We start from the raw sequence: 11,624 nt of genomic DNA, 5'->3' as shown, positions 1-11,624 counted from the left end.
GGTGCTACGGCAGATCGTAGGAATCCGGGGATTCCATGGGATCGGAGCTGTCGAAGGCATCCACCGTCTCGTCCGGCAGCTGTTCGCCCTCCTCTTCGAGGGCACGGCGGACCACCCGCAGGGCCATGCCCTCGCCATAGCCCTTACGGGCCAGCATCCCGGCGAGCCGCCGGATCCGCCGGTCCCGGTCGAGGCCCCGGGTGGCGCGCAGCTTCCGCTCGACCAGGGCGCGGGCGGTCTCCTCCTCGCTCTCGGAGTCCAGCCGCCCGACCGCCTCGTCGATCAGGGCCGGATCCACGCCCTTCGTCCGCAGTTCACGGGCGAGGGCGCGGCGGGCCAGCCCCCGGCCGTGATGCCGGGAGTCGACCCAGGCGTCCGCGAAGGCGGCATCGTTGATCAGCCCTACGTCCTCGAACCGGGAGAGCACCTCATCGGCCACCTCCGGCGGGATCTCCCGCTTGTGGAGCGCGTCCGCGAGCTGTTTCCGGGTTCGTGGGGTGCCGGTGAGCAGACGCAGGCAGATCGCCCGCGCCCGCTCGGCCGGGTCCTGGGGCGGCAGCGTCTTCTCGGCCCTCGACGAGTCGGCGCTGCCGCCCGGCCATTCGGTGCGCCGGGCCATGGGCTAGCTCTTGGCCGCCGCGGCCTTGGCCGGCTTGGCCTTGCCCGCGGGGGCGGGCACCGACTTCGCCGTGTCTCCGGCCGGGGTCGCCGGCCCGCTCGCCGCGTCCGCCCCCGGCTCGGCGGCCTGAGCCTCCGGCCGGACGCCCACGCCCAGCTTCTCCTTGATCTTCTTCTCGATCTCATTGGCGAGATCGGGGTTGTCCTTCAGGAAGTTACGGGCGTTCTCCTTGCCCTGGCCGAGCTGGTCGCCCTCGTACGTGTACCAGGCACCGGCCTTGCGGACGAAGCCGTGCTCCACGCCCATGTCGATCAGTCCGCCCTCGCGGCTGATGCCCTGGCCGTAGAGGATGTCGAACTCGGCCTGCTTGAAGGGCGGGGCGACCTTGTTCTTCACGACCTTGACGCGGGTGCGGTTGCCGACCGCGTCGGTACCGTCCTTCAGCGTCTCGATCCGGCGGATGTCGAGGCGCACCGAGGCGTAGAACTTCAGCGCGCGGCCACCGGTCGTGGTCTCGGGCGAGCCGAACATGACGCCGATCTTCTCGCGGAGCTGGTTGATGAAGATCGCGGTGGTCTTCGACTGGTTGAGCGCGCTGGTGATCTTCCGCAGGGCCTGGCTCATCAAGCGGGCCTGGAGACCCACGTGGGAGTCGCCCATCTCGCCCTCGATCTCCGCCTTCGGCACGAGGGCGGCCACCGAGTCGATGACGATCAGGTCGAGCGCGCCGGAGCGGACCAGCATGTCGACGATTTCGAGCGCCTGCTCGCCGTTGTCCGGCTGGGAGAGGATCAGGGAGTCGATGTCGACGCCCAGCTTCTTCGCGTACTCCGGGTCGAGGGCGTGCTCGGCGTCCACGAAGGCGACGGCGCCGCCGGCCTTCTGCGCGTTGGCCACGGCGTGCAGCGTGAGGGTCGTCTTACCGGAGGACTCCGGTCCGTACACCTCCACCACCCGGCCGCGGGGCAGCCCGCCGACGCCGAGCGCGACGTCGAGCGCGGTCGACCCGGTCGGGATGACCTCGATCGGCTCGTTCGGCCGCTCGCCGAGGCGCATCACCGCGCCCTTGCCGAATTGGCGTTCAATCTGTGCGAGCGCGGCGTCGAGCGCCTTCTCGCGGTCGGTTCCTGCCATGGGTTCCACCCGGTTTGCTTGTGTCGATCGCTTCACGTCAAAGACGCTAACCCCTGCCACTGACAATGGGCCCCGGCGCTCGTCCCGCCTGTGGACGACGCCCCGGTGAAGCCCGGCGCCGGAGCCTCCATAAGAATGGATGTTCGATTTTGGTGTCAAGCGCATCGCCCGGCGCGCCGCCGAACCGGTGAGACCCTACGGCTCGGCCCCGCCGCCGGTACGAGACGCCACGCCCGTCGCACGGACCGCCGCCGCCTCCTCCCCCACAGCCGTTCGACCGGTCGCGGCGACCGCCTCCCGGCGACAAATAGCCGAGAGGATTGTCAGTGGCCGCCTCTACTCTGAATCCCGTGCATGATCCGTGAGGGGGGGAACCTCGCGATCGCCCGTTCCCTACTTCTCTCCGGCCCTCCCCGGCCGGTCCAGTGCGCAGCGCGAGGTGATGCGGTATGACGTCCATCGTCGAGGCGGAGGAGACCCCGCCCGAGAGCAATAGCTTCCAGGTCGATCTGCGCGGTCTGGTGGATCTGCTCTCCCACCATCTCTACTCCAGCCCCCGGGTCTACGTCCGGGAGCTGCTCCAGAACGCGGTGGACGCGGTCACCGCCCGCCGGGCCGTCCACCCCGACGCCCGGATCAGGATCCGGCTCTCCGCCGCGGCGGGCGCCGTGTCGATCGAGGACAGCGGCATCGGACTGACCGCCGACGAGGTCCACACCCTGCTCGCCACCATCGGCCGCAGCTCCAAGCGCGGCGGTGAGCACGGTCTGGAGTCCGCCCGCCGGGAGTTCCTCGGCCAGTTCGGCATCGGGCTGCTGGCCTGCTTCGTCGTGGCCCGCGAGATCCGGGTGGTCACCCGCTCCGCGCGGACGCCCGAGGCGCCCCCCGTGGAGTGGCTGGCCCGCGACGACGGTTCGTACACGGTACGCGTCCTGCCCGACGAGGCCAGGCCCGAACCGGGGACGACCGTCCGGCTGGAGCCCCGCCCCGGCGCCGCGGAGTGGCTGGAGCCGGGCCGGGTGGAGGAGCTGGCCCGCGACTTCGGTTCCCTGCTGCCGTACGACATCGTCTTCGCCGACGGCTCCGGGGCCGAGCGCCCGGTCACCGACCGGCCCGCCGTGTGGGACCGCGAGTACCCCACCCCGGCGGCCCGCCGGGTGGCGCTCGCCGGGCACTGCTCCCGGCTGTTCGGCTTCACCCCGCTCGACACGATCGACCTGGATCTGCCGGTCGCCGGGGTGCGCGGGGTGGCCTATGTGCTCCCCGAGCCCACCAGCCCGGCGCACCGGGCGGGGCACCGCGCCTATCTCAAGGGCATGCTGCTCACCGACCGCGCGGACAATCTGCTGCCGGAGTGGGCGTTCTTCGTACGGGCCGTGGTCGACACGGACTCCCTGCGCCCGACGGCGTCCCGGGAGAACCTCTACGACGACGAGACCCTGGCCGCCGTCCGGGACGCGCTGGGGGGCGCGGTCCGCGGCTGGCTGACGGAGCTGGCCGCCGGTGACCCCGGGCGGCTCGCCGCCTTCCTCGACGTCCACCATCTGGGGGTGAAGTCGCTGGCCCGGCACGACCCGGAGCTGTTCGGGCTGATGCTGCCGTGGCTGCCCTTCGAGACCAGCGACGGCCAGGTGGCCCTGGAGGAGTTCGCCGCGGCGCACGGGCGGATCCACTTCACCCGGACCGTCGAGGAGTTCCGCCAGATCGCCCCGATCGCCGCCGCCCACGGCCTCGGTGTGGTCAACGCCGGTTACACCTATGACGCGGATCTGCTCGCCCTGCTGCCCTCGGTCCGCCCCGGGGTGACGGTGACCGAGCTGGACGCGGGCGCCGTCACCGAGCGGCTCGACCCGGTGCCCACCGAAACCGAGCTGGCGCTGACCCCCTTCCTGGCCGCCGCCCGCACCCGGCTCGATCCGTACGGCTGCGACGTGGCGCTGCGGGCCTTCCAGCCCGTGACCGTCCCGGCGCTCTACCTCGACGACCGGCAGGCCCGCCACGAGCGCGACCGGTCGACCGCCCGGGAGAACGCGGACTCCCTGTGGAGCGACATCCTCGGGTCCCTGCGCGGCTCGGCGCCCCGCGCCCGGCTGGTGCTGAACCACAACAATCCGCTGATCCGCCGGATCGCCGCGCTCCCCGACCCCGAGCTGACGGGTACCGCGGTCGAATCGCTGTACGGACAGGCTCTGCTGATGGCCCAGCGGCCGTTGCGGCCCGCCGACACGACCCTGCTCAACCGGGCCTTCCTCGGGCTTCTGGAATGGGCGACCCACCCCGCCCCGAGCGCCGCCCCGCAGGAGGACCAGAAGTGACCACGATGACCGTCGAGGAGATCCGCCGGGGCCTCCAGGAGAACGCCCGGGACTCCTACGGCCCCGCCCGGACGGCCCGCGCGGAGTCCCTGGGCGCCGCCGCCGAGTCGGCCGGTGACCCCGCGCTGTTCCGGCAGTCCCTGATGGGTCTGATCGACGCCTACGAGTACAGCGCCGAGCGCACCAAGATGGTGGTGCCGTTCGCCCGGCTCCTCCAGGAGTACGACCGCGATCCGGCGGCCTTCGGCTCGTACGAGGTGCACAGCTTGTTCTGGCGGTTCAAGTGGGTCACCGGCGGCATCGTCGACTCGCCGGACGTCCCGCTCGACGCGGTGGAGCGCTGGCTCGTCGACATGGAGCGGCGCTACCGGCTCGCGGGCCACAGCGCGCGGGCGGTCCGCCAGGCCGAGCACGTCCTCGCCGAGGCGACCGGAGACGAGGAGCGGACCGAGCGGGCCTTCGCCGCCTGGCTGGCCGCCGACCGGGACTCGATGAGCGACTGCCATGCCTGCGAGCTGAACGACCAGGGGCGCTACCGGGCCCGTCGGGGCGAGGACGCCGAGGCCGTACGGATCTGGGCCCCGGTCCTCGACAACACCCTGACGTGCCTGGAGGAACCGCACCGGGTGCTCGCGCACTCCCTGCTTCCACTGCTGCGGCTGGGCCGGGCCGACGAGGCCCGCTCGCACCATCTCCGCGGCTACCGCATGGCGCGGGGCAATGAGAGCCTGCTCCGCTCGATCGGCGCGCATATCGAGTTCTGCGCCCTGACCGGCAATGAGGCCCGGGGGCTGGAGATCCTCTCGGAGCACGCCGGGCATCTCGGGTCCCTGACCGACGTCGAGGCCCAGATGGACTTCAACGGCGGGGTGCTGGTCCTGCTGCGCCGGCTGCGGGAGACCGGACACGGCGACCGGCCCACCGTCTCCCACCAGGGAGCGGTACGTACGGTCACGGAGCTGTACGACCTGATGTACGCGGACGCCACCGGCATCGCCGCCCGTTTCGATCTCCGGAACGGCACCACGCATGTGTCGGAGCTGCTGGCCGAGCGGATCGCCCGGCGGCCCCTGGTCGACGCGCTGCCGCTGGGGGTCCGCAGCCCCCGGCTCACCCCGGCGGCGGTGCCGTCCCCCCGGCCCGCCGGGGACGCGCTGCCCGCGGCGACCGACGGCGACCCGGCGGTGTCCGTGGCGCCTGTGGCGTCTGTGGTGTCTTCCTCGGCGCCGCCGTCCTTCGCGGAGCTGGTCGAACGGGCCAGGGCCGCCCGCCGCCAGGGGCATCCGACCGCCCGCGCCCGGTGGGCCGAGGTCGCCCACCGGGCCGGTACGGAGCCGGGCGCGGCCGACGACCCGGCGCTCGCCGCCGACCTGCTGGAGGTCGGGGCCAGGGACGCGGCCGAGGACGGCGCCCCGGACGCGACCGGGCGGTTCCTCGAAGCCGCGCGGGCCCACCGGGCGGCGGGGCGGCCGAGCCGGGCCGCGTACACGGAGCTGGCGGCGGCCGGTGCCGCGGCCCGCTCCGGCGCCCCGGGCGAGGAGGTCGCCGAACTGCTGGCGGCGGCCGTGCGGTCGGCCGGGGAACTGGACGCGTCGGACCCCACGCGGGAGCGGCGGATCGCCCTGGCCGAGCTGGCGGAGCTGCGGCTCGGCTCTGTACTGCGCCACCGGGCCGCCGAGGCGACGGCGGACCCCGAGGACCCCGCGGCGGGACACGGGTACGGCCCGGAGGAAGTGGACCCGGAGCTGCTGGCCGGGCTGGACGCCTTCGTCGCGGCCCGGTCCGCCGCCGTGAGCCCGGCCACCGCCCCGGCCGGTGCCGGGACCGATCCGTACGGCACGGCGGACGTCCTCGCCCAGGCGGAGCTGACCCTCGCGCACCTGCTGCTGCCCGCCGGCGAACCGGAGCGGGCCGCGGCGCTGCTGAAGTCGGCGGCGGAGCGGTTCATCGCCGCCGGACGGCCCTGGGAGGCGTGCGAACCGCTGTCGGTCCGGGCGAGTGTCGTGGCGGCGCTCGGCGACGCCGGGGCCGCGGAGTCCGACGCCCGGGCGGCGCTCGGCCACGCGGCCGAGCTGACCGAGCCGCATGCGCAGGGCTCCGTACGGCTGACCCTGGCGAGTGTCCTGGTCGGGTCCGAGGACGGGGCGGCGGAGGCCGCCGGCCTCGCCCTGGACGCGGCGCACTGGTTCGACCAGACGGGGCGGACCGAGGGGCCCGGCACCCGGGCCCGGCTGCTGCTCTCGGAGGCGTACGCCCGCACGGACCGGGCCGCGGAGGCGGCCGAGGTACTGCATTCGATCTTGCCCGACCTGGTGGCCGAGGGCGACGACGAGGAGATCGTGGGGGCCCGGCGGATGCTGGGACGGCTGCTCCAGCGCCTGGGCGACCCGCGCGGGGCGGCGGAGCAGTACTTGCTCGCCGCCGACGCCGTCACCGGCTGGGAGGATCCGGCACCGCAGGCGAGTCTGGCGAACACGGCGGCCGAGGCGCTCGCCGAGGCCGGAGTGGTCGACGGTGCGGAGGCGGCCTATCTGCGGGCGCTGGAACTGTGGCGGCGGGTCGGGGATTCCGTGGTCGCCGAGGTACGGGTGCTCCGGTCGCTGGCGTGGTTGCGGCTGCGGGCCGATACGGCCGTGGCGGAGTACGAGAAGGCGCACGCGTTCATGGCGGAGGCGCTCACTCTGGTCCGGGACGCCGAGTCGCCCGAGCTGCGGTACGAGTGGGCGCAGACCTGCTTCCAGCTCGCCCGGCTGCTCACCGCCCGGAACGCGGCCGAGGAGGCGGCCGAGGCAGCCGCCGGGGACGAGGAGGGCGCCGGGGCTTCGGCCGAGGGCGGGTCCGGCGGCGACGGGCGAGACCGCGCGGAGCTCCCGGGCCGGGCGATAGAGCTGCTGGACCGGGCCGCCGGGCTCTTCGCCGAGTTCGGCATCGCCGCGGCTTACGACCGGTTCGACGCGCTGGCGCGCGCGGCCTGGACGGAGCACCAGCGGGACCGGGTGGACGCCGCGAGGGACCGGATGAAGGCGCTCGTGGCGGAGCTTGAGCAGGGGGACGGCGAGGAGTCGGCCGAGCTGCTGGAAGAGGCCCGGGAGATGCTCGCCCAGATGTGACCCGGAGAGACCGGCCGGGGGTATCCGCCCCCGGCCGACCGGTCGGCCCTGGTCGGCACCGGTGTCGTACGGCGCCCCGGATCCGGGGCGCCGTATTCGTATGAGGGTCCCGGCGGCCCCGGCCGCCGCGCGGGCCGGGTTTCCGCTCGGGGCGGTTCAGTCGCCGGTGGCAGGTCCGGCCGGGTCGGGGGCGGTCGTCCGCCCGGCCCCGGACGGGCGGAAGATCCTCAGCAGCTGTCCGGGCCGCCGGTCGCGATGTCCCTGGACCCGGGGGTCGTCCGTCACGGCATAGCGCTTCACATAGGCGCCGAGGAACGCCTGGAGGGTGGCGACCGCCGGGATCGCGATCAGCGCGCCCACGGCACCCATCAGGGCCGTACCCGCGATCACGGAGCCGAAGGCCACGGCGGGATGGATATCGACGGTCTTGGAGGTCAGCTTGGGCTGCAGGACATAGTTCTCGAACTGCTGGTACACCACGACGAAGCCGAGGACCCAGACCGCGTACCAGGGGTCGACGGTGAAGGCGATCAGCATCGGCAGGGCCCCGGCCAGATAGGTGCCGATCGTCGGGATGAACTGGGACACCAGACCGACCCAGACGGCCAGCGCCGGGGCGTACGGCACCCCGAGGATCTCCAGCAGCACGAAGTGCGCGGCACCCGAGATCAGCGCCATCAGTCCGCGTGAGTAGAGATAACCGCCGGTCTTGGCGACGGCGATCTCCCAGGCGCGCAGGACCTCCGTCTGCTTGGCCGGCGGCAGTACGGAGCAGAGCGCCCGGCGCAGCCGTGGCCCGTCGGCGGCGAAGTAGAACGCGAAGAGGGAGATCGTCAGCAGTTGGAAGAGCCCGCTGAGGACGGTGGCGGAGACGTCCAGCACACCGCTCGCGCTGTTCTGGACGTACTGCTGGAGCCAGTCCGACTTCAGCACGCTGTCCTGGACCTCGACCCGGGACAGCTCCGTCTTGAACGTGGTGTTGATCCAGTTGATCACCGAGTCGAGGTATTTGGGGAACTCCTCGACCATGGTGACGATCTGGTCGGCCAGCATCGATCCCAGCAGTACCACGAAGCCGACGGAGAAGACGAGGATCCCGAAGAACACCAGAAACGTGGCGAGTCCTCGCCGTATCCCCCGGGCCGCCATCCGGCCCACCGCGGGCTCTATGGCGAGGGCGAGGAAGAACGCGATCAGGACGTTCAGCAGCAGCCCGATCAGCTGGTGGAAGGCCCAGGCCCCGAGCTGGAAACAGGCGTACAGGGCGAGCGCGAGGACGATCGCGCGCGGCAGCCAGCGCGGCATCCTGGCCGGGCCGAGCGCACCGCCCGTCGCCCGGGGCGGCGGGCCCGCGGGCGGCGTCACGTCCTCGGCGGTATCGCCCGCGCCTTTCCCGGACGAGGGCGCGGCAGTCGCGACGCCCGCGCCCTGTGCGGGCGGGCCGGGGGCCGTGCCCTGCGCGGGCACGGTTCTCCGGTCGGGTCCTTCGGCCGCCCGGCCGCTCCCGTCGCCCGGCTCGTCGCCGTCTCGGGGACGGGAGCCGGGACCGCCGGACCCGCCGCGGCCGCGCCGGTGCTCACCGGCGCGGTCGGCGGATCCGTCGTGTTCGTTGTCGTCGTACTGGTCGCTGGTCGGGGCCACCGGCCCAGTGTCGCCTACCGGGGCCGGGTTCGGGGACCCGCCCCGATGTCCTGTGGACGAAGGACGGGTGTCGATCGGGTCCGGGCCGCCCGTCCCGGTGGCCTCCGGCCCGTACCGCCGGACCGATCGGACGCGGCGGGCGACGGAACGCGGCGGGCCGTGGCGGAAGGCGGCGGCGGACGGCGGAGAGTGGGGAGGTCAGCGCTTGTCGGCGGGTACGTCGACGGCCGCGCAGACCGCACGCCAGACGTCCTTGGCCTCCCAGCCCTCGTTCAGCGCCTGGTGGACGGTCCGGCCGCCCAGTTCGGTCATCACATGGTCCCGGGCGAAGGAGTCGGCGTAGCCGGATCCGAAGTGGTCCGCCATCCGCTCCCAGAAAATCGTCAACCGCATGACATCAGTATCCCGCGCAGGGAGTGCGCCCCGGCTCTCTCGCCGCCCCGGCGCCCCCGGCACCTTACGGTCGGATACATGGACCTGGATGAACCCGATGAAATCGCCGGATCCGGTACGACCGTGCCCCCGTCCTCCGCGTCACCGCTCGCCCGCGCCGAGTACTTCGTCTGGCTCACCGCCCGCGTTCTGGAGCAGCGGCGTTTCGCCCATCACTTCCTGGGCGGCAGCGCCGATGCCGTGGACGCCGCCCTGACCCCGTATCTCAACGAGGACGGCGGCTACGGCCACGCGCTGGAACCGGATCTGCGCGGTCCGGTGAGCCAGCCGCTGCACACCGCGCACGCGCTGCGGGTCCTCGACGCGATCGGCCGTTGCGGCGGTCCCCGTGCGGAACGCCTGTGCCGGTATCTCACCGGGGTATCGACCCCGGAGGGCGCGCTGCCCGCCGTCCATCCGTCGCAGCGGGGCTATCCGGCGGCGCCCTTCGTCCCGATCGTCGCCGACCCGCCCGGCTCGCTGCTGACCACGGGGCCGGTCGTGGGGTTGCTGCACCGCAACGAGGTCTGGCACGCCTGGCTCTTCCGGGCCACGGATTTCTGCTGGGCGGCGGTGGAGTCGCTGGAGGACTCCCATCCGTACGAGGTCGAGGCGGCGATCGCCTTCCTCGACGGCGTCCCGGACCGGGAACGGGCTCGTACGGCCGCCGACCGGCTGGGGCGGCTGGTGCGGGAGCGACGGCTGGTGGTGCTGGATCCCGAGCGGGCGGACGAGCGGCCCGTCTCCCCCGGCTACGCGCCGGGCGAGCACCATTACCCGTACGACTACGCCCGTACACCCGGGTCGGTGGCCCGGCGCTGGTTCTCGGACCACGAGATGGACCGGGCGCTCGACCGACTCGCCGGGGAGCAGCGGGACGACGGGGGCTGGCCGCTGACCTGGCGGCAGTGGGCCCCGGGGACGGCGCTGGAGGCCCGGCCGATGGTGACCGTCGAGGCGCTGCTGACCCTGCGGGCGTACGGCCGGGCCATCGGCTGACCCGTACCGGCCGGGCGGTGTCGCGGAGCCGGTCCCTCCGGCCCCGCGGTCGCCCGGGAACCCGTACGCCCGGCGGGGATCAGGACCCGTACGCCGGGAACCGCCCCGTCAGCCGCCCAGCGCCCGTACGCCCGCCGTGACCAGGACGGCCGCCGCGACCACGATCAGGAAGGGTGCTCTGAGCACCAGGGCCAGGGCCGCCGCGGCCAGACCGGCGGCCCTGGCGTCGATGGTGAGGGCGCCCGCCGCGCCGAAGGTCTGCTCGGCGGTGAGGGCGGCCAGCAGGGCGACGGGGACCAGGGCGGCGAGCCGCCGTACCAGCGGACGTTCCAGGACGTCACCGGGGACCAGCAGTCCGGCCAGCTTCACCAGATAGCAGCCGACCGCGGTCGCGGCTATCGCGATCCAGACGCTCATCGTGCCTCGTCCCCGTTCTCGAACCCGTTTCCGTTCACGGGCCCGTTTCCGTTCTCGTTCTGGGGCCCGTTTCCGGGCATCGGCCCGTCCCCGGTGTCCCGGTCCCGGCGCGGCGCGTCCCGCCCGTCACCGGCCGTCCGGCCCGTGAACCAGAGCACAACAGGTGCCGCGAAGGCCGCGACCAGGACCGGCACCCCGGCGGGCAGTACCGGCAGGGCCACGACCACGAGCAGGACCGCGAGCCCGGCGACGGCGCGTTCGGTGGTGGTACGGAGCATGGGCGCGAGCAGCGCCAGGAAGACGGCGGGTCCCGCCGCGTCCAGCCCCCAGGCGTCGGTGTCCCCGATGGCCTCGGCGCCGAGCGCGCCGAGCAGGGTGGTCGCGTTCCACAGGACGTAGAGCGCCAGTCCCGTGACGGTGAAGCCGAGCCGCGCGGCCCGCCGTCCCGGCTGGGCCAGCGCGACGGCGGTGGTCTCGTCGATCACCCAGTGCGCGGCGAACGGCCGGACCGCGCGCGGCAGGGCGAGCAGCTGGGAGAGCCGCAGGCCGTAGAAGGCGTTCCGGATGCCGAGGAAGAAGGCCCCGGCTGCCGCCGTGAACGGATTGCCGCCCGCCGCCAGCGCTCCGACCAGGGCGAACTGTGACGCACCGGTGAAGACCAGCAGGCTCAGGGCACAGGTCTGGAGCAGGGTGAGACCGGAACCGGCCGCGGTGACTCCGAAGGCGAAGCCGGAGAGCCCCACGGCGACGCCGACGCCGAGGGCGTCGCGGACGACGGCCGCGTCCGGCTTCGCCGGAAGGGTGTCGGCGGCCGGGTGGCCGGGGACGCTTCCGGGGCCGGTCGGTGCCGGAGGGGGGCTCCCGGGCGGGTTCGCGGGGACGGTCTGTTCTGCCATGTGGGGGACGGTACGCGGCCTCGCGCGCCCCGGTCTTGTACGTTCTTGCGCCCTCGCGCCC

The 11,624-nt window shown here is 73.6% G+C and carries 9 protein-coding genes; 3 read left to right on the top strand and 6 right to left on the bottom strand.

The features are described from left to right. Positions 1-4: 4 nt before the first annotated feature. Positions 5-619: a recombination regulator RecX gene (gene recX, locus AB0G74_RS09750; protein WP_361142630.1), complete on the bottom strand. Its 615-nt coding sequence runs from the start codon at positions 617-619 to the stop codon at positions 5-7. Positions 620-622: 3 nt separating this feature from the next. Further along, entirely contained in the window at positions 623-1,753 is a 1,131-nt protein-coding gene (gene recA / locus AB0G74_RS09745) for a recombinase RecA (RefSeq protein WP_361142627.1), read from the bottom strand. 449 nt (positions 1,754-2,202) lie between these two features. Here recA and AB0G74_RS09740 point away from each other — a divergent pair, with 449 nt between their 5' ends. Then, positions 2,203-4,068, top strand: a complete 1,866-nt coding sequence (locus AB0G74_RS09740) for an HSP90 family protein (RefSeq protein WP_361142624.1) — start codon at positions 2,203-2,205, stop codon at positions 4,066-4,068. Then, complete coding sequence (locus AB0G74_RS09735; RefSeq protein WP_361142621.1) at positions 4,065-7,178, top strand: tetratricopeptide repeat protein; 3,114 nt, start codon at positions 4,065-4,067, stop codon at positions 7,176-7,178. The genes AB0G74_RS09740 and AB0G74_RS09735 overlap by 4 nt, the downstream gene beginning before the upstream one ends. Positions 7,179-7,334: 156 nt before the next feature. Here AB0G74_RS09735 and AB0G74_RS09730 read toward each other — a convergent pair whose 3' ends face one another. Continuing rightward, positions 7,335-8,483 (bottom strand): AI-2E family transporter, encoded by a 1,149-nt coding sequence (locus tag AB0G74_RS09730; RefSeq protein ID WP_361142855.1) that lies wholly within the window; start codon positions 8,481-8,483, stop codon positions 7,335-7,337. A gap of 534 nt (positions 8,484-9,017) precedes the next feature. Further along, on the bottom strand, positions 9,018-9,212 hold the full coding sequence (locus AB0G74_RS09725) for a DUF3046 domain-containing protein (RefSeq protein WP_361142619.1): 195 nt from the start codon (positions 9,210-9,212) through the stop codon (positions 9,018-9,020). Positions 9,213-9,290: 78 nt separating this feature from the next. On the opposite strand from AB0G74_RS09725, the gene AB0G74_RS09720 reads away from it, so the two are divergent. After that, complete coding sequence (locus AB0G74_RS09720) at positions 9,291-10,250, top strand: hypothetical protein (protein WP_361142616.1); 960 nt, start codon at positions 9,291-9,293, stop codon at positions 10,248-10,250. 108 nt (positions 10,251-10,358) lie between these two features. Here the strand turns inward: AB0G74_RS09720 and AB0G74_RS09715 are convergent, their stop codons facing one another. Continuing rightward, positions 10,359-10,667: an AzlD domain-containing protein gene (locus AB0G74_RS09715; protein ID WP_361142613.1), complete on the bottom strand. Its 309-nt coding sequence runs from the start codon at positions 10,665-10,667 to the stop codon at positions 10,359-10,361. Continuing rightward, on the bottom strand, positions 10,664-11,563 hold the full coding sequence (locus AB0G74_RS09710; protein WP_361142610.1) for an AzlC family ABC transporter permease: 900 nt from the start codon (positions 11,561-11,563) through the stop codon (positions 10,664-10,666). The genes AB0G74_RS09715 and AB0G74_RS09710 overlap by 4 nt, the downstream gene beginning before the upstream one ends. Positions 11,564-11,624: the final 61 nt, after the last annotated feature.

Origin of the sequence: Streptomyces sp. NPDC020875 (genome assembly GCF_040641415.1) — a bacterium.
Lineage (GTDB): Bacteria > Actinomycetota > Actinomycetes > Streptomycetales > Streptomycetaceae > Streptomyces.
This window is presented reverse-complemented; position numbering and strand designations above follow the sequence as displayed.